Origin of the sequence: Streptomyces sp. NPDC014801 (genome assembly GCF_043082085.1) — a bacterium.
Lineage (GTDB): Bacteria > Actinomycetota > Actinomycetes > Streptomycetales > Streptomycetaceae > Streptomyces.
Map to the genome: position 1 here is coordinate 78592 of NZ_JBIBXG010000013.1, position 22897 is coordinate 101488.

Here is a 22897-nt window from a genome sequence, read left to right on the forward strand (position 1 = left end):
CCCGCCGGCCGCTGCCGGTCCCCGGCACACCGGCTGTTGCGGGCCGGCTCCGGCGTACTCGCCTGCCGCTGTCCGGCCCGCCCCATGCGCCTGTCGGCCGCCTGCCGCCGGGGGCGCCGACTGCTGCGCGCCTCCCCTCCCCGCCGCGAGCGGCACCCCGTATCGCCGGGCCGCGCACCCCCGGCGTTCACCCCGGCGCCGGGCGCCTCACCACGCGGGCACCGTCCCGGTTCTGGCGTACTTGCCTGACGCCGGCCCGTGCGCGCCCGCCCCCTGGACCGCCCGCCGCAAGTTGCCTGGTGCGACCGGCTCGTCCGGACCCCGCGACCCGTCCCCCGGCGCCGACTGGGTGAATCGCCTGATTTTCTGCCGTTTGCCCCTTTAAATGGTGAGGTGACCGCACCCGACCGCCGTACCGCCCTGCGTACCGGCACCGGTCTTCTCGCCGGTGCCGCCTTCGGTTCCGCCTGCTCCGCGCAGGGCGGTGCCGTGCATCCCGTCGCGGCCCGCCCCGCGCCCTCCTCGTCGACGTCCAGCGCCTCGCCGCACGCCGCGGCGCCCGCCCCGCGCCGCTACCCCGGCGTGCCCGCCCAGATCACCCACGGCCCCCGCACCCGGCCCCGGGTCGCGCTCACCTTCCACGGGCAGGGGGACCCGGCGATCGCCCGCGCCCTGCTCACCGAGGCCGAGCGGCGCGGGGCGCGGGTGACCGTCCTCGCCGTCGGGACCTGGCTCGACCAGCACCCCGAGATGGCCCGCCGCGTCCTCGACGGCGGCCACGACCTCGGCAACCACACCCAGCGCCACGTGGACATCAACGCGCTGCCGGAAGCCGAGGCCCGCGCCGAGATCACCGGCTGCGCCGACCGGCTGAAGAAGCTCACCGGCTCCATCGGCACCTGGTTCCGCCCCTCGCGCGCCCCGCGCGCCTCCGCGCTCGTCACCCGGCTCGCCGCCGAGACCGGCTACCCGCACGTCCTGTCCTACGACGTCGACTCCCTCGACTTCACCGCGCCCGGCGCCGCCGCCGTCACCCGCACGGTCCTCGGCGGGGTCCGCAACGGATCCGTGGTGAGCCTGCACTTCGGCTACCGGGACACGGTCGCCGCGCTCCCCGCCGTACTCGACGAACTCGACCGCCGCGGGCTGCGCGCGGTCACCACCACGGAGCTGATCGGCTGATGCACCTGAAGCGAACGACCCGCACCCTGATCGCCGCCGCCGTGCTCGCCGCCCTCGCCGCCTGCGGCGCCCCGGGCGGCGGGCACCCCGCCGACGAGACCACCAAGGCGGCCCACCCCGCCCCGGCGAAGAAACAGAACACCGTGCCCGGCCTGCCCGGCATGCCGCCCGTCCTCGACCCCAAGGACGTCTACGCCGCCGACCGGCCGAACAAACTGTCGCCGGTCGTCAAGGACTTCCCCTCCCGGGTGTACGTGCCCAACACCGAGTCCGACACGGTCACCGTCATCGACCCCAAGACGTACAAGGTCATCGAGACCATCCCGGTCGGCCGCCAGCCGCAGCACGTCGTGCCGTCCTGGGACCTGAAGACCCTGTGGGTCAACAACGACCGGGGCAACACCCTCACCCCCATCGACCCGCGCACCGGCAAGGCCGGCAAGACGGTCGACGTCCACGACCCGTACAACCTGTACTTCACGCCCGACGGCAAGTACGCCGTCGTCATGGCCTCGCTCGACCGGGAGCTGGTCTTCCGCGACCCGCACACGATGAAGCGGATGAAGACCGTCCCCGTCTCCTGCTACGGCGTCAACCACGCCGACTTCTCCACCGACGGCCGCTACTTCATCGTCTCCTGCGAGTTCAGCGGCGAACTGCTCAAGGTCGACACCGCGAAGATGCAGGTCGTCGGCCAGCAGAAGCTGCCGTTCCGCGGCGCCATGCCGCAGGACGTCAAGATCTCCCCCGACGGCAAGAGGTTCTACATCGCCGACATGATGGCCGACGGCATGTGGGTCCTCGACGGCGACAAGTTCACCACGCCCACGCTGCTGCCCACCGGCAAGGGCGCCCACGGCCTGTACGTCAGCCGCGACTCCCGCGAGATGTACGTCTCCAACCGCGGCGAGGGCACCATCTCCGTCTTCGACTTCCGGCAGAACAAGCTCACCAAGAAGTGGCGCCTGCCCCAGGGCGGCAGCCCCGACATGGGCGGCGTCTCCGCCGACGGCAAGGTGCTGTGGCTGTCCGGCCGCTACGACGCCGAGGTGTACGCCATCGACACCCGCACCGGCGAACAGCTCGCCCGCATCAAGGTCGGCAGCGGCCCGCACGGCCTCGCCGTCTACCCGCAGCCCGGCCGCTACTCCCTCGGCCACACCGGCATCTTCCGCTGACCCGCCCTCACCGCGGGCGCAGCAGAGCCTCCGCGCCGACCTGCCGGTAACCGGCCGCCTGGAACGCCCGCGCACTGCGGGCGTTCCCCGGCGCGACCTGCGCCCACAGCGGCTCCCCGGCCAGCTGCCGCGCCGCCCGCACCAGCGCCCGGCCCAGCCCCCGGTGCCGTACCCGCTCGTCGATCTCCACCGACACCTCCAGGCGCCCCGCCACGCCCCGGCCCGTCACCAGCACCCCGCCGTCCGCCGCCCAGGCGCGCACGTCGTCCCGCCGCCGGCGCGCGTACGCGACGCGGGGATGGTCACCCGCCATCTCCGTCAGCGCGATCTCCGGTTCCCCCGGCAGCGGCGTGCCCACCAGCAGCGCGTCGATCGTCTCGGCGGTGCGCCCGGTGCGCTCCATGAGGGCGGCGAGGAAACGCGGGTGCATCGTCGCGGCCAGGGCGTCGCAGTCCAGGGCCCGCAGGGTGTGGTGCACCCACGCCGGGTCCTCGTCGGTGAAGACCACCGAGTGGGCGGTGAAGGACAGCACCCCGGCGTCCCGGGCACTCTCCTGCGGTACGACCCGGGTGGTGCCGTCCGGCGGCGGGAGGACTCCGCGCGCCGCCGCGTCGAGTACGTCCCGCAAGGTCCCCATCGCCGTGCTCCTTGAGTCTCCACCCGCTGGAGGGCCCAGACTCGCAGACATGATCGAAGAGAGCACCGGTCTTTTCACCATCGGCGAGCTGGCCCGCGCCACGGGCCTGACCGTGCGGACCATCCGCTACTGGTCCGACGAGGGCGTCCTGACCCCCGTCGCCCGGTCCGCCGGCGGCTACCGGCTCTACGACGCCGCATCCGCCGCCCGCCTGGAGCTGATCCGCACCCTGCGCGAACTGGGCCTCGGCCTGGACGACGTCCGCAGGGTGCTGGCCGGGGAGCGGACCGTCGCCCAGGTCGCGGCCGCGCACGTGGTCGCGCTGGACGCGCAGATCAGGTCGCTGAAGGTGACCCGGGCGGTGCTCTCGAGCGTGGCCCGCAGGGACTCGAGCGCACAGGAGATGACCTTGATGAACAAACTGGCGCGGCTGTCGGCGGCCGAGCGCAGGCGGATCGTCGACGACTTCATGGCGGAGATCTTCGACGGGCTCGACGCGGCGGACCCGGACATCAAGAACCGGCTGCGGTTCATGACGGCCGACCTGCCCGACGACCCGACGCCCGAGCAGGTGGACGCCTGGGTGGAGCTGGCCGAGCTGATCCAGGACCCGGAATTCAGGGCGCTGATGCGCCGGATGGTCGCGTTCAACGCCGCCGATCGCGGACCGGACGTGCCCGCCGGCTCGTCCCTGTGGTTCATGAGCCGTCTGGTTCAGCTCGCGGGGGAGGCGCTGCGGGCGGGCATCGCCCCCGAGGCGCCCGAGGCGGAGGACGTATTGCGCGGCCTGCTCGGCGACGCCGACCCGGCGGCGGTCCTGGAACGCCTGACGGCAGCCGCCAACGAGCGGGTCGCCCGGTACCGCGAACTGTCCCTGCTCGTGAACGGACTGGACCCGCAGCCGGCCCATAGGGAGGAGTTCGCGTGGGTGGTCGCCGCACTCCGTGTCCGCGCAGGCCGTTAATCTGACCTGCGGCACTACGCCGGAACGAGTAAGAAACGCGACATAAAGGGGCGGATCGGTGGCGGACATCGAGGAAGCACGCAAGCAGTTCGAGCGGATCGACGCGGACGGTGACGGGTTCATCACCGCCGCGGAGTTCAAGTCCGCCCTGGCCCAGCAGGGTGACTGGAACGTCACCGAGTCGGTGGCCGAGGCCATCATCAAGTCCCGTGACCTCAACGGCGACAAGGTGCTGTCCTTCGACGAGTTCTGGGCGCACCTCAACAAGTGACGTGACGCACACGGGGGCGCCCGCCGGTCACCGGCGGGCGCCCCTTCGTCATGCCCGGCGCCGGATGCGCACGCTCCAGCGCCCGTCGCGCCGCTCCAGCACCAGCGGCAGGTCGAAGCACTTGCCCACCTGGTCCCCGGTCAGGACCTCGGCGGCCGGCCCCTGGGCGAGGGCGCGGCCGTCGCGCAGCAGCAGGGCGTGCGTGGTGTGCCCCGGCAGCTCCTCCAAATGATGGGTGACCAGCACCGTCGCCAGCTGCGGATGCTCCCGGCGCAGCGCGTCGAGCGCCTCGATGAGCTGCTCCCGGCCCGGCAGGTCCAGCCCGGTGGCGGGCTCGTCGAGCAGCAGCAGCCGCGGCTCGGGCATCAGCGCCCGGGCGATCAGCGTCCGTCCGCGCTGGCCCTGCGACAGCGTGGGCCAGCGGGCCTCGCGCAGCTCGCCGAGGCCCAGGGTGGCGATCAGCCGGTCCGCGTGCGCCTCCTGCGCGGGCGTCGGGCTCCAGCGGGGCAGCGGCGCCGCCGAGTTGGTCACGCCGGTCAGCACGACGTCCCGCACCCGCAGCGGCCCCGCCGGCGCATGGCGCGGGTCGACGTGGCCGACCCAGGCGCGCAGCTCGCGCAGGTCCACCCGGCCCAGGCGGCGGCCGAGCACCTCGACCGTGCCGTGGGTCGGGTGGACGCGGGCGCCGAGCAGGCTGAGCAGGGTGGACTTGCCGGCCCCGTTGGCGCCGAGCAGCGCCCAATGCTCGCCGGCGCGGACGGTGAGGGAGACCTCCTGGAGGATGGGCCGCCCGTCGCGGACCACATGGACGTCCTCGGCGCGCAGGACCTCGCTCACACGGCCACCGCCCGGTTCGTGGTCGCCGGTACCGCCCGCACCCGGGCCGTGGTTCCGGGCGGTGCGTCGGGCCGGCCGCTCCCGGCGCCAGGGCCGCGGGAGGGGCAGGGGGAGAAGTCGTGGCGGTGGTGCGGCGTCCCGCGCGGCGGGTGCGGACGGGGTACGGCGGTCAGGGTCATCGTCGGCTGCCTCTCGGCCCGGTCGGACGGTGACCGGCAGCACGGCGTCCCGCGGCGGGGCGCCGGTCGTGTCAGACCCCGCCGCGGCGGCCGAGGAGAAGAAGACGGCGCAGCACGGCCGTCACGCTAGCGCCCGGCTCCCCGGACAAGTGGGGCCGTCCGCACTCTGGACGGCCTGCGCGACGGCCCCCGGAACGGCGCGCCCCCGCGCCCACGGCGCCCTTACGAGGCCTGCTTGCGGTACTGCCCCGGCGCCACCCCGTACTCCCGCTTGAACGCCTTGGCGAAGGCGAACTCCGAGGTGTACCCGGCCCGTTCGGCGACCTGGCGCAGCGGCAGGTCCTCCGTGCGCAGCAGCCGCCCCGCCGTCGTCATCCGCCACCACGTCAGATACGCCAGCGGCGGCCTGCCGACCAGGGCGGTGAACCGGCGCGCGAACGCCGCCCGCGACAGGCCGCCCTCGGCGCCGAGCTCCTCCACCGTCCAGGCGCGGGCCGGGTCGGAGTGCAGGGCGTGCAGCGCGGCGCAGACGGCAGGGTCGGCGAGCGCGGCCGCCCAGCCGCCCCGGGGGACGGCGTCGCGCGGCTCGCGCTCCCACCAGGCGCGCAGGATGTACAGCAGCAGCGTGTCCAGCAGCGAGGCGATGATCGTGTACGAGCCGGGCCGGCACCCGGTCAGCTCCTGCCCGAGCAGTTCCACGGCCGCCCGCAGGCCGCCGGTGTCCCCGACCCGCGCCGGCAGATGGACCACCTCCGGCAGCTCGGTGAGCAGAGGGTGGGCACGGCTGCGGTCGAGCAGATACGCCCCGCACAGCATCAGGGTGTCCGGCTCGGGCGCGCCCGGCGGGGGAGGCGGCGGGTCGGGCCAGCGGCCGTCGGGGCCGACCGTGAAGTCCTCCAGCGGGACGTCCGGTGCGCTGGCCAGCGCGTGTCCGCGTCCGTGGGCGAGGAAGACCACGTCCCCGGGGCCGAGCGCCACGGGCTCGCCCTGGGCCGGCAGCAGCCACGCCGACCCGCGCAGCACCACGTGGAATCCGGCCCCGTCGGTGGCCTGGAAGCGGGTCCCCCAGGGACCGTACTTGTACCGCAGGCCGGAGTGCGGCCGCCCGGCGCGCATCGCGGCGACGGCGTCGCTGAGTACGTCCATGCCCGGCACCGTAGCGCGGGACGGGCGTGGGCGAGACGTACGGACAGAAAACCGAGACAGACGGGCATGGATCGTCTCGCCGCGTGGCCGTAGCGTCGACGGCATGTCAACTTCCGCACACAGCGTGCTCTTTCACGAGACCGGCGGTCCCGACGTCCTGGTCGTCGAGGAGACCGAACTGCCCGACCCCGGCCCCGGCGAGGTTCTCGTCCGCGTCGCCGCCGTCGCCCTCAACCGGGCCGAGGCCCTGCTGCGCTCGGGCGGCTACTTCTACCAGCCCACCCTGCCCGCCGCCCGCAACGGCTACGAGGCCGCCGGCACCGTGGAGGCCGTCGGCGAGGGCGTCACCGCCTTCGCGCCCGGCGACCCGGTGCTGAGCGCGGCCAATTTCAGGCTCGACACCCACGGCGTCTACGGCGACCTCGTGCTCCTCCCGCAGGACTCCCTGGTCCCGCGCCCCGAGGGTGTCGACGAGGTCACCGCGGCCGCCGCCTGGCTGACGTACACCACCGCGTACGGCGCGCTGATCGAGCGGGCCCGGACGGCACCCGGCGACCATGTGCTGATCACCGGGGCCTCCAGCGGGGTCGGCACGGCCGCCCTCCAGGTCGCCCGGCGGGCCGGTGCGGTGCCGCTGGCCACCACCCGCACCGAGGCCAAGCGGCAGCGGCTGCTCGACCTGGGCGCGGAACACGTCATCGTCACCGACGGCGAGGACGTGGTGAAGGAGACCCGAAGGCTCACCGGCGGCAAGGGCGCCGAGGTCGTCCTCGACGCGATCGGCGGCCCCGGCTTCGCCACGCTCGGCGCGGCGGCCGCCGAGGACGGCTACCTGATCTGCTACGGCTGGCTGGAGGGGCAGCCCACCGTCCTGCCGATGCAGTGGCCGCTCACCGTCCACGGCTACAGCAACTTCGCCCTCACCGGCACCGCCGAGGGCCGCCGCCGCGCCGCCCACTACCTGGGGTCCGGCCTCGCCGACGGCTCGCTGCGCCCGGTGATCGGCGAGGTCCTCGACGGTCTGGAACGCGTCCGGGACGCCCATCGGCTGATGGAGCGCAACGCACACACCGGGAAAATCGTTGTACGGGTCTGACGGCGCCACCCGTTCGGCCCCCCTTGCGGGGGAATAGCCGGGCAAACCACCGGGTTGTGGCCCGCAAAGCGAACCAGGCGCATCGAACGCGAAGGGCTGAGCAATGAAGATCGGCATCATCGGCGCGGGCAACATCGGCGGCAATCTGACCCGGCGGCTCAGCGCGCTCGGCCACGACGTCTCCGTCGCCAACTCGCGCGGCCCGCAGACGCTCGCCGAGCTGGGCGCGGAGACCGGGGCGACCCCGGTGCGGGTGGAGGAGGCCGCCCGCAACGCCGAGGTCGTCATCGTCACGGTGCCCCTCAAGGCGCTCGCCGACCTGCCGAAGGGCCTGTTCGACGAGGCCGCCGACGGCGTCGTGGTCATCGACACCGGCAACTACTACCCGCAGCGCGACGGGCGGATCGCCGAGATCGAGGACGAGGGCGTCACCGAGAGCCGCTGGACCGAGCGCCGGCTCGGCCACCCGGTCGTCAAGGCCTTCAACGCCACCTTCGCCCAGGACTTGCTGGAGCGCCCGCGGCCCGCCGGCGACCCCGACCGCATGGCGCTGTCCGTCGCCGGGGACGACGAGGCGGCCAAGGCGAAGGTGCGGGCCCTGATCGACGAGCTGGGCTTCGACACCGTCGACACCGGCGGCCTCGACGACTCCTGGCGCCAGCAGCCCGGCACCCCGGTCTACGGCATGCGCGGCGACGTCGAGGCCGTGACGCGGGCCCTGGAGGCGGCGACCCCGGAACGCCCGGCCGACTTCCGCGCCTGAGCCCCGGCGGCGCCGGCCGCGCGGTGCTGGAGACACCCCCTAGGGGGTGGCCCAGTCCCGCAGCGCCGCGCGGTCGGCGAAGCGGGCCACGTCCTGGTCGTGCGGATCGTCGGTGTACTGGTGGAAGCGCCACGAGGCCTTGATGCGGGGCTTGCCCGCGGTGACGTAGTCGGCGATCCACAGGCCGTCGCCGGCGTAGGACGTGGTGTCGACGTTCAGCCAGAAGTGCCGGTTGCAGTAGAGGAGCACCCGGTTGTGCGGGCGCATCTGCTTCAGCGTGCGGAGGAAACGGTCCTTCTCCGCGTTGCTCGCGTGGGTGCCCTCACCCGTCGTCTCCCAGTCCACGGCGAGCAGGTCGCCGGGCCGGTCCGGGGCCTTGCTCAGGAAGTACTCGGCCTGGGCCGTCAGGTTGCCCGGCCACAGGAAGTGGTAGAAGCCGACGACCAGGCCCGCGTCCCGGCCGTGCTTGGTCTGGGCGGCGAGCTTCGGATTGACGTACGAACGCCCCTCCGTCGCCTTGACGAAGACGAAGGAGAGGCCGTCCGTGCCGTACGTGGAGGACTGGTAGGCGCTCACGTCGATGCCGCGCAGCATGGGGGCTCCCGACAGGGTGTGGGGGATCGGGAGGGGATGATGCCCCGGATCCGCTCCCGCTCAACCGCCTGACCGCAAGCGCTCGTTCAGCACTCGATGATGTTCACGGCGAGACCGCCGCGGGCCGTCTCCTTGTACTTCACGCTCATGTCCGCGCCGGTGTCCTTCATGGTCTTGATGACCTTGTCCAGGGACACCTTGTGCGAGCCGTCGCCGCGCAGCGCCATCCGGGCCGCCGTGACCGCCTTGACCGCGGCCATGCCGTTGCGCTCGATGCACGGGATCTGCACCAGGCCGCCGACCGGGTCGCAGGTCAGGCCGAGGTTGTGCTCCATGCCGATCTCGGCGGCGTTCTCCACCTGCTCGGGCGAGCCGCCCATGACCTCCGCGAGCGCGCCCGCGGCCATCGAGCAGGCCGAGCCGACCTCGCCCTGGCAGCCGACCTCGGCCCCGGAGATCGAGGCGTTCTCCTTGAAGAGCATGCCGATCGCGCCCGCGGCCAGCAGGAAGCGGACCACGCCGTCCTCGTCGGCGCCGGGGACGAAGTTGATGTAGTAGTGCAGCACCGCCGGGATGATGCCGGCCGCGCCGTTCGTGGGCGCGGTGACGACCCGGCCGCCGGCCGCGTTCTCCTCGTTCACGGCCATCGCGTAGAGCGTGATCCACTCCATCGCCAGGGCCTTCGCGTCGCCCTCGGAGCGCAGCTTGCGCGCGGTGGTCGCCGCCCGGCGGCGCACCTTCAGCCCGCCCGGCAGGATGCCCTCGCGGGTCATGCCGCGCTCCACGCACTCCCGCATCACCCGCCAGATCTCCAGCAGCCCGGCGCGGATCTCGTCCTCGGTGCGCCAGGCCCGCTCGTTCTCCAGCATGAGGGAGGAGATGGACAGGCCGGTCTCCTTGGTCAGGCGCAGCAGCTCGTCGCCGGTGCGGAAGGGGTACTTCAGCACCGTGTCGTCCAGCTTGATCCGGTCCGCGCCGACCGCGTCCTCGTCGACGACGAACCCGCCGCCGACCGAGTAGTACGTCTTGGACAGCAGCTCCGTGCCCGCGGCGTCGTAGGCCCAGATGGTCATGCCGTTGGCGTGGTAGGGCAGGGCCTTGCGGCGGTGCAGGACAAGGTCGTCGTCGAAGGAGAAGGCGATCTCGTGCTCGCCGAGCAGGTTCAGCCGGCCGGCCGACTTGATCGCCTCGACCCGCTCGTCGGCGGTCTCGACGTCCACCGTGCGCGGGGAGTCGCCCTCCAGGCCGAGCAGGACGGCCTTCGGGGTGCCGTGGCCGTGGCCGGTCGCGCCGAGCGAGCCGTACAGCTCGCAGCGCACGGAGGCGACCGAGGCCAGCACGTCCTCGTTGCGCAGCCGGCGGGCGAACATGCGCGCCGCGCGCATCGGGCCGACCGTGTGGGAGCTGGACGGGCCGATGCCGATCGAGAACAGGTCGAAGACCGAGATGGCCACGGGGAGACTCCTAAGGACGGGGGTGGTGCGGGGGCGCGGGCACCGCGCACGCCGGGTACCCCCAGTGTGCGCGGTGCTTCGCGATGTGTGACTTAACCGTTCAGACCGGGGTAGAGCGGGTGCTTCTCCACCAGCGCCCGGACCCGGCCCTTGAGCGCCTCGGCGTCGTAGGACGGCTTGAGCGCCTCGGCGATCACGTCCGCGACCTCGGCGAAGTCCTCGGCCGTGAAGCCGCGGGTCGCCAGGGCCGGCGTACCGATGCGCAGGCCCGAGGTGACCATCGGCGGGCGGGGGTCGTTCGGGACCGCGTTGCGGTTGACCGTGATGCCCACCTCGTGGAGGCGGTCCTCCGCCTGCTGTCCGTCCAGCTCGGACTCGCGCAGGTCGACCAGGACCAGGTGCACATCGGTGCCGCCGGTCAGGACGTTCACGCCCGCCTCACGGGCGTCCGGCGAGGTCAGCCGCTCGGCGAGGATGCGGGCGCCCTCCAGCGTACGACGCTGGCGCTCCTTGAACTCCTCGGTGGCCGCCAGCTTGAAGGAGACCGCCTTGGCCGCGATCACGTGCTCCAGGGGACCGCCCTGGAAGCCCGGGAAGACGGAGGAGTTCAGCTTCTTGGCGAAGTCCTGCTTGGCCAGGATGATGCCGCCGCGCGGGCCGCCGAGGGTCTTGTGCGTGGTGGAGGTCACGACGTCCGCGAACGGCACCGGGTTCGGGTGCAGCCCGGCCGCGACCAGACCGGCGAAGTGCGCCATGTCGACCCACAGGTAGGCCTCGACCTCGTCGGCGATCCGGCGGAACTCGGCGAAGTCCAGCTGGCGCGGGTACGCCGACCAGCCGGCGATGATCACCTTGGGGCGGTGCTCCTTGGCGAGCCGCTCGACCTCGGCCATGTCGATCAGGCCGTCGTCGCCGACGTGGTACGGGACGACCTCGAACTGCTTGCCGGAGAAGTTCAGCCGCATCCCGTGGGTGAGGTGGCCGCCGTGCGCCAGGTTCAGGCCGAGGATGGTGTCCCCGGGCTGGGCGAGCGCGAACAGCGCGGCCTGGTTGGCGGAGGCGCCGGAGTGGGGCTGCACGTTGGCGTACTCGGCGCCGAACAGCTCCTTGACCCGGTCGATCGCGATCTGCTCGGTGACGTCGACGTGCTCGCAGCCGCCGTAGTAGCGGCGGCCGGGGTAGCCCTCGGCGTACTTGTTGGTCAGCACCGAGCCCTGCGCCTCGAGAACCGCCAGGGGCGCGAAGTTCTCGGAGGCGATCATCTCCAGGGTGGACTGCTGGCGCTGCAGCTCGGCGTCGACCGCGGCGGCCACGTCCGGGTCGAGCTCGTGCAGGGGCGTGTTCAGGGAAGACATGGTGGCGTGGACGACCTCTCAGCCGGCGATGTGGGCGTCGTACTCGTCGGCGGACAGCAGGTCGGCCGGCTCGTCGGAGACGCGCACCTTGAACAGCCAGCCGCCCTCGAAGGGGGCCGAGTTCACCAGGGACGGGTCGTTGACGACGTCCTCGTTGACCTCGGTGATCTCACCGGTCACGGGGGAGTACAGGTCGGAGACGGACTTGGTCGACTCCAGCTCGCCGCAGGTCTCGCCCGCGGTCACCGTGTCGCCGACCTCCGGGAGCTGGACGAACACGACGTCACCGAGCGCGTTCGCGGCGTGCTCCGTGATGCCGACCGTCGACACGCCGTCCTCGGCGGCCGACAGCCACTCGTGCTCCTTGCTGTAACGCAGCTGCTGGGGGTTGCTCATGGCCTGAATTCTCCTGTACGCGCGGGAGTGCTGATGAATGGGGGACTGCTGAAGACGTACGTGACCTGCGGCGATGTGCCCCATGTCACGTCCAGGGCGGACGCGTCGCGGCGCGGGCCCACGACGGGGTCACGGGCGCGGGCCTTACGACAGTGTCACTTCTGGCGCTTGTAGAACGGCAGTGCCACCACCGCGTACGGCTCGTGGCTGCCCCGAATGTCGACGCCGACGCCGGGCGTGCCGGGCGCGGCGTGCGCCGCGTCCACGTAGGCCATGGCGATCGGCTTGCCCAGGGTGGGGGAGGGGGCGCCGGAGGTCACCTCGCCGACGACCCGGCCCTCGGCGACGACCTGGTACCCGGCGCGCGGGACCCGGCGGCCCTCGGCGACCAGGCCGACCAGGACGCGCGGCGGGTTGTCCGCGGCGCGCTCGGCGGCCGCGGCGAGCGCCTCGCGCCCGACGAAGTCGCCCTCCTTGTCGAACTTGACCACGCGGCCCAGCCCGGCGTCGAAGGGGGTGAGCTCGGCGGTCAGCTCGTGTCCGTAGAGCGGCATGCCCGCCTCCAGGCGCAGGGTGTCCCGGCAGGACAGCCCGCACGGCACCAGGCCCGCGGCCTCTCCGGCCTTGGTCAGCGCCTGCCACAGTTCCACCGCGTGCTCCGGCTTCACGAACAGCTCGAAGCCGTCCTCGCCGGTGTAGCCGGTGCGCGCGATCAGCGCGGGCACCCCGGCCACGGTGCCGGGCAGCCCGGCGTAGTACTTCAGGCCGTCCAGGTCGGCGTCGGTGAGGCTCGCCAGGATGCCCGGCGACTCGGGGCCCTGCACGGCGAGCAGCGCGTACGCGTCCCGGTCGTCGCGCACCTCGGCGTCGAAGCCCGCGGCGCGCTCGGTCAGCGCGTCGAGGACGACCTGTGCGTTGGAGGCGTTGGCGACGACCATGTACTCGGTCTCGGCGAGCCGGTAGACGATCAGGTCGTCCAGGATGCCGCCGTCGGCCTGGCAGATCATGGTGTAGCGGGCGCGGCCGGTCTTGACGGCGCCGATGTTGCCCACCAGCGCGTAGTCCAGCAGGGCGGCGGCCTGCGGGCCGGTGACGGTGATCTCGCCCATGTGGGAGAGGTCGAAGAGCCCGGCCTTCGTGCGGACGGCGTTGTGCTCGTCGCGCTCGGAGCCGTAGCGCAGCGGCATGTCCCAGCCGGCGAAGTCGGTCATCGTGGCGCCGAGCGAGCGATGCACGGCATCGAGCGCGGTGTGACGGAGTTCGGTACTGCTCATCGGTCGGTCGTCTCCCAGGGGGCAGGACAGGCGAGGAAGTTCCTCCCCATCTGTCATCGGAACCTGAGAGGTTCGCCCTGACCACTCGAGCGGTCCTGGCTTGCACCTTGGGTGGGACCGCCGGGATGGGCGGCCCGCTTTTCAGATGTGCCTCGCCCGCGCGGTAACGGGGCCTGAGAGATTCAAGGGAGGGACTTGCTCCTTCGGCGCCCCAGCCTCGGGCTGGGAACTCTCCCGCGCGGATTCAAACGGCCGGTATGCAGTTGGCGCGCTCATCATTGCATGCCCGCGCCCGTTTCCGGCAGGCCGCATCTGTAACCGGGTTGTGGCGGTACGCACACGAAAACGCGAGCATCCCGCATTACCTTCTCTTTACGTTAGGTGGGCAGGCCCTACCTGACCCCAGGGGAGGACGATGACGGTGGACAGGACGACGGCGTACGCGACGACCTCGGGCCTCGCGCTGCCCCGGCAGCCCGCCGCGCCCGCGCTCACGGCACGGCCCGCACCCGTGGTGCGGGACCTGCGCGAGCGCGCCGGCCACGGCCCGCACGCCCTGCTCTTCGGCCCCCGCGACGTGGTCGTCGTCACCGGGCTGCCCGGCAGCGGCAAGTCCACGCTGATGCGGCGCGCCGTGCCCGGCGTCCGCGTCGACTCCCAGGACACCCGGGACCGCTTCGACGCGCGCGTGCCCCGCCTGCTGCCCTACGCGCTCTACCGCCCCCTGGTCCGCCTCGCCCACTACGCCGGGCTGCGGCGCGCGCTGCGCGGCGAGGAGGGCGTCGTCGTGCACGACTGCGGCACCCAGCGCTGGGTGCGCGCCTGGCTCGCCCGCGCGGCCCGCCGCCGCGGCGGCACCCTGCACCTGCTCCTGCTCGACGTGCCCCCGCACACCGCGCTGAGCGGCCAGCGCGAGCGCGGCCGCGGCGTCTCCCGTTACGCCTTCCGCCGCCACCGCCGCGCCACCGCCCGGCTCCTCGCGGCCGTCGGGCGCGGCGAGCTGCCCCCGGGCTGCGCCTCGGCCGTCGTCCTCGACCGGGACGCCGCGGACGCCCTGCGCCGGATCGCCTTCACACGCTGAACGGCCGTGCGGTTAGCCTTTTCAGCCACAGCAGCAGCGGTTCGAAGCAGATGGTGGAGAGATGGACTTCCCGGCCGATCTTCCGGCGGACTTCCCGGCCCAGGCGCACCCCCACCCGCACGGCGGATGGCCCGGCAACGAGCTGGAGGAGGTGCTGTCGGCCTCCCTCGGCGTGCCGGGGGCCGGCGGCCGGATCGTGGAGGTCCTCGGCCGCAGCTTCCTGTGGGTGCCGCTGCCCAACGGCGGCGGCCCGCACAGCGGCCCCCTCGACCTGCCCACCACCGAGATCGCCGGCCAGGCCTACGTCCCCGTCTTCAGCTCCGAGGAGCAGTTCCGCCAGGTCGCCGGCTCCCACATGTCGTACACCGTGGCGCCCGCCGTGGAGTTCGCCCGCGGCCTGCCCGCGCAGGTCGGCATCGCGGTGAACCCGGGCGGCGTGGTCGGCGTCCCGCTGCCGCCCGAGGCGGTGGCCGAGCTGTGCCGGGCCGGGCGCACCCCGCTGGACGGCCCCGCGAGCGGCGGCCGGGTCCGGCTGTTCGAGCCGGACTGGCAGGACGACCCCGTCGACTTCCTCGCCGCCGCCTCCGCCGAGTTCGAGGCGACCGGCATCGTGCTCACGGCCCGCCGGTGCCTGGCCGCGATCGAGACGGCCGACCCGGTGATGTTCGTCGGCGTCGAACTCTCCCAGTGGGAGGGCGACCTGAGGAACGCTCCCCTCGACGCCCTGGGCCGGGCCCTGGGCACCACCCCGGCCCCCTGGCCGGTCAACCTGATCCTGCTGGACCTCGCGGGCGAGGACCCGGTGGCGCTCTGGCTCAAGGAGAAGATACGGCCCTTCTACACGAGGGTGGGCTGACCGCCCCCGGCCCCCGGGCCGGGCGCACCGCTCTCCCCGGTCCTCCCCCCGCACCACTTAACCTGGTTTCATAGCTCGGTCGAGGGTGTTGTACGAAAGGGCGATGCGAAGTGAGCGCGAGCGGCACCGCCGCGACCGGCCAGGTCGAGCACATGCTGCGCCAGGTGACGCCCGGGCGGTACGACGCCTATGAGGCGCTCCTCCGCGCCCTCGCCACGCCCGCCGGCGGGCAGGTCTGGATGCTGCTGTGGCACGGCCAGGCCGGCTCCCCGGACGCCCAGTACGGCCTGATGCGGGTCGGCGAGCACGGCTACGCCCCCTGCGTCACCTCCGCCCAGGAGCTGAGCGCCAGCGGCTGGAACCGCTCGTACGAGGTGGTCGACGGCCTGGAGGCGGCCCGCGCCCTCTACCCCGACCGCCACGGCCTGTGGCTCAACCCGCACGCCCCCGGCGGCGGCGTCGGCATCCCCTGGCTGGACCTGCGCCGCATCGCCACCGGCCTGGACCGCCAGCCGGCCGGCCCGCTGCGGCTGTCCGAACCCGGCATCGAGATCCCGCAGTTCTACGCCCTGCTCGCGCAGAACGCGCACCGCACCCCGGCGCTGCGCTCGCTGCGCCGCGCCTGGGTGCAGCCGGCGCTGGGCGCGCCGTACCTCGCCATCGGCCTGGACGTCTACGACACCTCGCCGCCGGCCGTCGACGCCGTACGCGCGATGATGCAGCAGTCGCTCGGCGCGGTGCCGGACGGCCTGCCGGTGTCGACCGTGGTGATGAGCGACGACTACGACCCGGTCGTGCTGTGGATGCGGGCCAACGCCCGCCCCTTCTACGACCGTGAGGCGCACGTCGCCGCGCCCGCGCCCGCCCAGGCGCCGGCGGCCGGCTACGGCTACCCGCCCCCGGCGCCCGGCCGCTACTGACCCCCTCGCGGCCCCTCCCTCGCCCGACGGTCCGTGAGGCGTCCCGCGGGGATCTCCGTGCCGGTCCGTGGAGCCTCCCACTGGGCTTCACCGTGCCGGTCCGTGGAGCCTCCCGCGGGGCTCCGTGGTGACGGACCGTGGGGATGTCGCGGGCCCCGGCGTGACGCACCGTGAATCACCCCCGCGGGCCTCCGCGCGGCGGACCGCGGAGCGCCCCGTGCGCTTCTGCGCGCGTAGATCACAACGGATCGGACACGCGTGTCCGACTCGACCCGGCTTGTCCCCGTCCGGCCCGCGCCACCCGCTGTCCGGATAACGGAAGTCCCCAGACCGCATCACGTTTACGCATCCTTTCATCACCAAGTCTGGTAACCGATCGTCGATGCGTTGAAGACTCCCGCTCCAAGGGGCGGACTCGCCCCTGTGTACGACTGAGTACGACTGAGTACGACGGACTGACCATGCCGCCACCGCGGCAAGTGCGGGCCGGCTACCGCCGGTTGAGAGGGGTCCCTGCCAGATGACGGCACCATTGCACGAGCCGACCGCGGAAGCGGCCCCGAGCGCGGCCGAGGAAGCGGCGGTTGCGACCTCCGGCGCCAAGGCCGTCCAGGGCCGGTCCCTGGGACGGATCGCCTGGGAGCGCCTGAAGCGGGACAAGCTCGCCCTCGCGGGCGGCGTCGTCGTGCTGCTCCTCATCGTCGTCGCCCTGCTCGCCCCGGTGATCACCAGCGTGGTGGGCCAGGACCCGAACGACTATCACGAGAACCTGATCGATCCGCTGTTCGGCACCCCCAAGGGGTCCCTGGGCGGGATGAGCGGGGAGCACTGGCTGGGCGTCGAGCCCGTCAACGGCCGCGACATCTTCGCCCGTATCGTCTACGGCGCGCAGATCTCCCTGCTGGTCGGCTTCCTGTCCGCGATCGTCGCCGTCGTCCTCGGCACGGTCCTCGGCATCCTCGCCGGCTTCTTCGGCGGCTGGGTCGACTCGGTGATCAGCCGCGTGATGGACGGCCTGCTGGCCTTCCCGCAGCTGCTGTTCACCATCGCGCTGGTCTCCGTCATGCCGAACAAGATGCTGGGCCTGTCCGGCACCGGCGTGCGCGTGTTCATGATGGTCGTGGTCATCGGCTTCTTCGGCTGGCCCTACATCGGACGTGTGGTGCGCGGCCAGACGCTCTCGCTGCGCGAGCGCGAGTACGTGGAGGCCGCCCGATCGCTGGGCGCCGGACGGCTGTACATCCTGTTCAAGGAACTGCTGCCCAATCTCGTGGCGCCGATCATCGTCTACACGACGATGATGATCCCCACCAACATCCTCACCGAGGCGGCACTCAGCTTCCTGGGCGTGGGCGTCAAGCCGCCCACGGCCTCCTGGGGGCAGATGCTTTCGAGCGCGATCGACTACTACGACTCCGACCCCATGTACATGGTGGTCCCCGGCGTGGCGATCTTCATCACCGTTCTTGCCTTCAACCTCTTCGGCGACGGCGTGCGCGACGCCCTCGACCCGAAGGGCTCCCGCTGAAGTGCCGTACCCCAAGCGACCCGTGGCAGCACCTGGCACGGGGTCTCTCATCAAATCCGGAGGATCCGAGATCGTGACTACGCAACGCACCTCAGGGCGGCGCAAGCAGGCCATGGCCGCTGCCTTCGTGGTCGCCGGGCTGCTGACCACGGCGGCGTGCGGCGGCGGTGGCAGCGACGACGGTGGCTCGAAGTCCGGTGCCGCCGGCTTCGACGCCGCCAACAACAAGGTCGCCCAGGCCTCGCTGGCCAAGAAGGGCGGCACGCTGAGGTTCGGCGCCGCGCAGGACGCCGACTCCTGGGACACCACGCGCGGCTACTACGGCTTCATGTGGAACTTCTCCCGCTACTACAGCCGCCAGCTGGTCACGAACAAGCCGGCCCCGGGCAAGGAGGGCGCCACCCTCACCCCGGACCTCGCCACCGGTCTGGCCAAGGTCACCGACGACGGCAAGACCTACACCTACACGCTGCGCGACGGGGTCACCTGGGAGGACGGCAAGCCGATCACCTCCAAGGACCTCAAGTACGGCATCGAGCGCATCTGGGCGCAGGACGTCCTCTCCGGCGGCCCGACCTACCTCAAGGACGTGCTCGACCCCAAGGGCGAGTACAAGGGCCCCTACAAGGACACCTCCGCCGACCACCTCGGCCTGAAGGCGATCGACACGCCGGACGACAAGACCATCGTCTTCCACCTGCCGAAGGCCAACTCGGACTTCGAGGAGATGCTGGCCCTCACCTCGGCCTCCCCGGTCCGCCAGGACAAGGACACCAAGTCCAAGTACGGCCTGAAGCCGTTCTCCTCGGGCCCGTACAAGTTCCAGTCGTACAACCCGGGCAAGGACCTCACCCTCGTCCGCAACACCAACTGGAAGCAGGCGTCCGACCCGATCCGCAAGGCGTACCCGGACAAGATCACGGTCACCTTCTTCTCCAACGCCAACGAGCTGGACCAGCGCCTGATCAACGGCGACCTGGACCTGGACATCAACCAGACCGGCATGTCGCCGCAGGGCCGCCAGACGGCGCTCAAGCAGCACAAGGCCAACCTGGACAACCCGACGTCCGGCTACATCCGCTACGCGGTCTTCCCGCAGAGCGTGAAGCCGTTCGACAACATCCACTGCCGCCTCGCGGTGATCTACGGCGCCGACCACGTCTCGCTGCAGACCGCGCGCGGTGGCCCCCTGGCCGGCGGTGACATCGGCACCAACATGCTCCCGCCGTCCGTCGCGGGTGGCGAGGGCCAGAAGTACGACCCGTTCGAGCTCGCCGGCGCCAACAAGAACGGCAACGCCGCCAAGGCCAAGGAAGAGCTGAAGGCCTGCGGCCAGCCGAACGGCTTCAAGACCACCATCGCGGTGCGCAACAACAAGCCGGTCGAGGTGGCCACCGCCCAGTCCCTGCAGGCGTCGCTGAAGAAGGTCGGCATCAACGTCGACATCGACCAGTACGACGGCTCGCAGACCACCGGCATCATCGGCAGCCCCTCGAACGTGCAGAAGAAGGGCTACGGCATCATCATCATGGGCTGGGGCCCGGACTTCCCGTCCGTGCAGGGCTTCGGTCTGCCGCTGTGGGACAGCAAGTACATCCAGCAGAGCGGTAACAACAACTACGCCCTGATCAACGACAAGACGATCGACGGGCTGTTCGACCAGTACGTGAACACGCTGGACGACGCGGGCAAGACCAAGATCGCCACGGAGATCAACCACAAGGTGATGGAGGGCGGCTACTACCTGCCCTTCGTCTTCGAGAAGTTCATCAACTGGCGGAGCGACAACCTGGCGAACGTCTACACCACCGACGGCTACAGCGGTATGTACGACTTCGTCAACCTCGGCCTGAAGAACGCGAAGTAAACCCGGCACACCCGCCGAACGGCACGAAAGGCAGGTGAAGGCCGGCGCGGCGTGATCGCGGGCTCCCGGAAGACCTCCGGGGCCCGCGGTCCCGCGGCGGGCCGTAAGCTGTGCTCGCTTACCTCATCAGGCGGTTGTTCGCCGCCGTAGTGATGCTCGTGGTCATCATCCTGGCCGTGTTCTGCATCTTCTTCCTGATCCCCAAGTGGGCGGGCGTCGACATCGCCCTGAGCTTCGTGGGCAAGCAGGCCGACCCGGCGGCCGTGGAGGGCGTGCGGGAGAAGCTCGGCCTCGGCGACCCGGTCTACCTCCAGGTGTGGGAGTTCTTCAAGGGCATCATCGCCGGCCGCACGTACTCGGGCGGCGGCGACGTGATCCACTGCTCCGCACCGTGCTTCGGTTACTCGTTCAAGAGCGAGCAGGCGGTCTGGCCGGTGCTGACCGACCGCTTCCCGGTGACCCTGGGACTCGCGCTCGGTGCCGCCGTGGTGTGGCTGATCTTCGGTGTCGCCGCCGGTGTCCTCTCCGCCCTGAAGCGGGGCAGCCTGTGGGACCGCGGCGCGATGGTCGTCGCCCTGTCGGGTGTCTCCCTGCCCATCTACTTCACGGGTCTGCTCAGCATCGCGGTCTTCGACATCGGACTGCACTGGGTCAACTCGCAGTACGTGCCGTTCGCTGACAACCCGGCCCGCTGGTTCGAGAGCATGATCCTGCCCTGGGCCACGCTCGCCTTCCTGTACGCGGCGATGTACGCCCGGATCACCCGCGCCACCATGCTGGAGGTCCTCGGCGAGGACTACATCCGCACGGCGCGCGCGAAGGGCCTGAAGGAACAGACGGTCATCGGCAAGCACGCCATGCGCTCCACGATGACCCCGCTGCTGACCATGCTCGGCATGGACCTGGGCGCGCTCATCGGCGGAGCCATCCTGACCGAGTCCACGTTCAATCTGCCCGGCCTCGGCCGTGCCGTGCTCGACGCCATCAAGAACCAGGATCTGCCCATCATCCTCGGTGTCACCCTGATCACATCTCTCGCGGTGCTCCTCGCCAACCTCGTGGTGGACGTCCTGTACGCCGTGATCGACCCCCGAGTGAGGCTGTCATGACCGAACTGAGCAAGACCGGGGCGGCCGTGGGCGAGCCCACCCCCGCCTCGGCGCCGCCGTCGGCCTTCCTCGAAGTGCGCGACCTGAAGGTGCACTTCCCGACCGACGACGGCCTGGTGAAGTCCGTCGACGGGCTCAGCTTCCAGCTGGAGAAGGGCAAGACCCTCGGCATCGTCGGCGAGTCGGGCTCCGGCAAGTCGGTGACCTCGCTCGGCATCATGGGCCTGCACACCGCCGGCCAGTACGGCAAGCGCAAGGCGCAGATCTCCGGCGAGATCTGGCTGGACGGCACCGAGCTGCTGTCCGCCGACCCCGACCACGTGCGCAAGCTGCGCGGCCGGCAGATGTCGATGATCTTCCAGGACCCGCTGTCCGCGCTGCACCCGTACTTCACGATCGGTCAGCAGATCGTGGAGGCGTACCGCGTCCACCACGACGTCGACAAGAAGACCGCCCGCAAGCGCGCGGTCGAGATGCTCGACCGGGTGGGTATCCCGCAGCCCGACAAGCGGGTGGACAGCTACCCGCACGAGTTCTCCGGCGGTATGCGCCAGCGCGCGATGATCGCGATGTCGCTGGTCAACAACCCCGAGCTGCTCATCGCGGACGAGCCGACCACCGCCCTGGACGTCACCGTCCAGGCGCAGATCCTGGACCTGATCCGCGATCTGCAGACGGAGTTCGGCTCCGCGGTCATCGTCATCACCCACGACCTGGGCGTCGTCGCCGAGCTGGCCGACGACATCCTGGTGATGTACGGCGGCCGCTGCGTGGAGCGCGGACCGGCCGAGAAGGTCTTCTACGAGCCCCGCCACCCCTACACCTGGGGCCTGCTCGGCTCGATGCCGCGCCTGGACCGCGAGCAGCAGGAGCGCCTGATCCCGGTCAAGGGCTCCCCGCCCTCCCTCATCAACGTCCCGTCCGGCTGCGCCTTCAATCCGCGCTGCCCGTACGCCGACGTCCCCAAGGACAACGTCACCCGCACGGTCCGCCCCGAGCTGGCCGAGGTCGGCAGCAAGCACTGGGCCGCCTGCCACATGAGCAGGGAGCAGCGGGAGCGTATCTGGACCGAAGAGATTGCGCCGAAGCTGTGAGCGAGAACTCCAAGGACACGGACGTGACCCTGCCCGCCCAGAGCGACGGCACGAAACCGCGGGCCGCCGGTGCGGCCACCCTCACCAAGGACGCCGCCGAGGGCGACATCCTGCTGAAGGTGACGGGGCTGCAGAAGCACTTCCCGATCAAGAAGGGCCTGTTCCAGCGGCAGGTCGGCGCGGTCCACGCGGTGGACGGCATCGACTTCGAGGTGCGCCGCGGCGAGACCCTGGGCGTGGTCGGCGAGTCCGGCTGCGGCAAGTCGACGATGGGCCGGCTGATCACCCGGCTGCTCGAACCGACCGGCGGCACCGTCGAGTTCGAGGGCAAGGACATCACGCACCTCGGGGTGGCGGGCATGCGCCCCATGCGCCGCGACGTGCAGATGATCTTCCAGGACCCGTACTCGTCGCTGAACCCGCGCCACACCATCGGCACCATCGTCGGCGCCCCCTTCAAGCTCCAGGGCGTCACGCCCGAGGGCGGCGTCAAGAAGGAGGTGCAGCGGCTGCTGTCGGTGGTCGGGCTCAACCCCGAGCACTACAACCGCTACCCGCACGAGTTCTCCGGCGGCCAGCGCCAGCGCATCGGCATCGCCCGCGCGCTCGCCCTGAGCCCCAAGCTCGTGGTGGCCGACGAGCCGGTCTCCGCGCTGGACGTGTCGATCCAGGCCCAGGTGGTGAACCTGCTGGACGACCTCCAGCAGGAGCTGGGCCTGACGTACGTGATCATCGCGCACGACCTGTCCGTCGTGCGGCACGTGTCGGACCGGATCGCGGTGATGTACCTCGGCAAGATCGTCGAGCTGGCCGACCGCGACCAGCTGTACCGGTCGCCGATGCACCCGTACACCAAGGCGCTGATGTCGGCGGTGCCGATCCCGGACCCGCGGCGCAAGAACGCCAAGAGCGAGCGCATCCTGCTCAAGGGCGACGTGCCCTCGCCGATCTCGCCGCCGAGCGGCTGCCGCTTCCACACCCGGTGCTGGAAGGCGACGCAGATCTGCGCGACGACCGAGCCGCCGCTGGCCGAGCTGCGGCCGGGGCAGCGGGTGGCCTGCCACCACCCGGAGAACTTCGAGGACCAGCAGCCGCAGGACACCGTCCTGCTGACCG

At 71.7% G+C, this 22897-nt stretch carries 21 protein-coding genes, 1 pseudogene and 1 riboswitch; of the genes and pseudogenes, 14 read left to right on the forward strand and 8 right to left on the reverse strand.

The features are described 5' to 3' along the window. The first annotated feature begins 393 nt into the window (after positions 1-393). Both ACF1AL_RS29840 and ACF1AL_RS29845 read left to right on the forward strand, forming a co-directional pair. Positions 394-1182, forward strand: a complete 789-nt coding sequence (locus tag ACF1AL_RS29840) for a polysaccharide deacetylase family protein (RefSeq protein WP_391698109.1) — start codon at positions 394-396, stop codon at positions 1180-1182. Then, complete coding sequence (locus tag ACF1AL_RS29845; RefSeq protein WP_366839415.1) at positions 1182-2360, forward strand: YncE family protein; 1179 nt, start codon at positions 1182-1184, stop codon at positions 2358-2360. Before ACF1AL_RS29840 ends, ACF1AL_RS29845 begins: the two co-directional genes overlap by 1 nt. A gap of 7 nt (positions 2361-2367) precedes the next feature. Here the strand turns inward: ACF1AL_RS29845 and ACF1AL_RS29850 are convergent, their stop codons facing one another. After that, positions 2368-2997 (reverse strand): GNAT family N-acetyltransferase, encoded by a 630-nt coding sequence (locus tag ACF1AL_RS29850; protein WP_391828176.1) that lies wholly within the window; start codon positions 2995-2997, stop codon positions 2368-2370. A 49-nt stretch (positions 2998-3046) separates the two neighbouring features. On the opposite strand from ACF1AL_RS29850, the gene ACF1AL_RS29855 reads away from it, so the two are divergent. Further along, positions 3047-3961, forward strand: coding sequence for a MerR family transcriptional regulator (locus ACF1AL_RS29855; protein ID WP_391657108.1), 915 nt, complete (start codon positions 3047-3049; stop codon positions 3959-3961). Between the two features lie 58 nt (positions 3962-4019). After that, positions 4020-4232: an EF-hand domain-containing protein gene (locus ACF1AL_RS29860; protein WP_366839418.1), complete on the forward strand. Its 213-nt coding sequence runs from the start codon at positions 4020-4022 to the stop codon at positions 4230-4232. A gap of 48 nt (positions 4233-4280) precedes the next feature. Here ACF1AL_RS29860 and ACF1AL_RS29865 read toward each other — a convergent pair whose 3' ends face one another. Continuing rightward, positions 4281-5069: an ABC transporter ATP-binding protein gene (locus tag ACF1AL_RS29865; RefSeq protein WP_391828178.1), complete on the reverse strand. Its 789-nt coding sequence runs from the start codon at positions 5067-5069 to the stop codon at positions 4281-4283. A 401-nt stretch (positions 5070-5470) separates the two neighbouring features. Then, a complete protein-coding gene (locus ACF1AL_RS29870; protein WP_386584406.1) occupies positions 5471-6394 on the reverse strand; it encodes an AraC family transcriptional regulator in 924 nt (307 codons plus the stop codon). 103 nt (positions 6395-6497) lie between these two features. On the opposite strand from ACF1AL_RS29870, the gene ACF1AL_RS29875 reads away from it, so the two are divergent. Next, the gene (locus tag ACF1AL_RS29875) at positions 6498-7490 is read left to right on the forward strand and encodes a zinc-dependent alcohol dehydrogenase family protein (protein WP_391819631.1); all 993 of its coding nucleotides are present in this window, start codon (positions 6498-6500) and stop codon (positions 7488-7490) included. 103 nt (positions 7491-7593) lie between these two features. Then, complete coding sequence (locus ACF1AL_RS29880) at positions 7594-8253, forward strand: NAD(P)-binding domain-containing protein (protein ID WP_366839422.1); 660 nt, start codon at positions 7594-7596, stop codon at positions 8251-8253. Between the two features lie 39 nt (positions 8254-8292). Here the strand turns inward: ACF1AL_RS29880 and ACF1AL_RS29885 are convergent, their stop codons facing one another. The 5 genes from ACF1AL_RS29885 to gcvT all read right to left on the reverse strand — a co-directional run bounded on the left by ACF1AL_RS29885 (position 8293) and on the right by gcvT (position 13326). Then, on the reverse strand, positions 8293-8847 hold the full coding sequence (locus ACF1AL_RS29885; RefSeq protein ID WP_386584408.1) for a glycoside hydrolase family 25 protein: 555 nt from the start codon (positions 8845-8847) through the stop codon (positions 8293-8295). An 86-nt stretch (positions 8848-8933) separates the two neighbouring features. Beyond that, positions 8934-10301 (reverse strand): L-serine ammonia-lyase, encoded by a 1368-nt coding sequence (locus ACF1AL_RS29890; RefSeq protein WP_391657104.1) that lies wholly within the window; start codon positions 10299-10301, stop codon positions 8934-8936. A gap of 92 nt (positions 10302-10393) precedes the next feature. Continuing rightward, complete coding sequence (gene glyA / locus ACF1AL_RS29895) at positions 10394-11656, reverse strand: serine hydroxymethyltransferase (protein WP_391828181.1); 1263 nt, start codon at positions 11654-11656, stop codon at positions 10394-10396. 18 nt (positions 11657-11674) lie between these two features. Continuing rightward, on the reverse strand, positions 11675-12052 hold the full coding sequence (gene gcvH, locus ACF1AL_RS29900) for a glycine cleavage system protein GcvH (RefSeq protein WP_366839426.1): 378 nt from the start codon (positions 12050-12052) through the stop codon (positions 11675-11677). Positions 12053-12207: 155 nt separating this feature from the next. After that, complete coding sequence (gcvT, locus tag ACF1AL_RS29905; protein ID WP_366839427.1) at positions 12208-13326, reverse strand: glycine cleavage system aminomethyltransferase GcvT; 1119 nt, start codon at positions 13324-13326, stop codon at positions 12208-12210. A gap of 151 nt (positions 13327-13477) precedes the next feature. After that, positions 13478-13573: riboswitch (glycine riboswitch) on the reverse strand. 168 nt (positions 13574-13741) lie between these two features. On the opposite strand from gcvT, the gene ACF1AL_RS29910 reads away from it, so the two are divergent. From ACF1AL_RS29910 to ACF1AL_RS29945, 8 genes and pseudogenes are all read left to right on the forward strand, one after another. Next, on the forward strand, positions 13742-14407 hold the full coding sequence (locus ACF1AL_RS29910; protein ID WP_391657102.1) for an AAA family ATPase: 666 nt from the start codon (positions 13742-13744) through the stop codon (positions 14405-14407). Between the two features lie 61 nt (positions 14408-14468). Next, positions 14469-15263, forward strand: a complete 795-nt coding sequence (locus tag ACF1AL_RS29915) for an enhanced serine sensitivity protein SseB (RefSeq protein ID WP_366839429.1) — start codon at positions 14469-14471, stop codon at positions 15261-15263. Positions 15264-15373: 110 nt separating this feature from the next. Then, on the forward strand, positions 15374-16183 hold the full coding sequence (locus ACF1AL_RS29920) for an enhanced serine sensitivity protein SseB C-terminal domain-containing protein (RefSeq protein ID WP_391828183.1): 810 nt from the start codon (positions 15374-15376) through the stop codon (positions 16181-16183). 520 nt (positions 16184-16703) lie between these two features. Continuing rightward, positions 16704-17711, forward strand: coding sequence for an ABC transporter permease (locus ACF1AL_RS29925; RefSeq protein ID WP_391819635.1), 1008 nt, complete (start codon positions 16704-16706; stop codon positions 17709-17711). Positions 17712-17784: 73 nt separating this feature from the next. Continuing rightward, positions 17785-19578: an ABC transporter substrate-binding protein gene (locus ACF1AL_RS29930; protein ID WP_391698136.1), complete on the forward strand. Its 1794-nt coding sequence runs from the start codon at positions 17785-17787 to the stop codon at positions 19576-19578. 110 nt (positions 19579-19688) lie between these two features. Beyond that, positions 19689-20687 carry an ABC transporter permease gene (locus ACF1AL_RS29935; protein WP_391657099.1) on the forward strand — a complete coding sequence of 333 codons (999 nt, stop codon included), beginning with the start codon at positions 19689-19691 and terminating at the stop codon, positions 20685-20687. Beyond that, the gene (locus ACF1AL_RS29940; protein ID WP_391779445.1) at positions 20684-21781 is read left to right on the forward strand and encodes an ABC transporter ATP-binding protein; all 1098 of its coding nucleotides are present in this window, start codon (positions 20684-20686) and stop codon (positions 21779-21781) included. Before ACF1AL_RS29935 ends, ACF1AL_RS29940 begins: the two co-directional genes overlap by 4 nt. A 119-nt stretch (positions 21782-21900) precedes the next feature. Then, positions 21901-22812 (forward strand): annotated as a pseudogene (locus tag ACF1AL_RS29945) (ABC transporter ATP-binding protein); the annotation flags it as partial. Positions 22813-22897 lie beyond the last annotated feature (85 nt).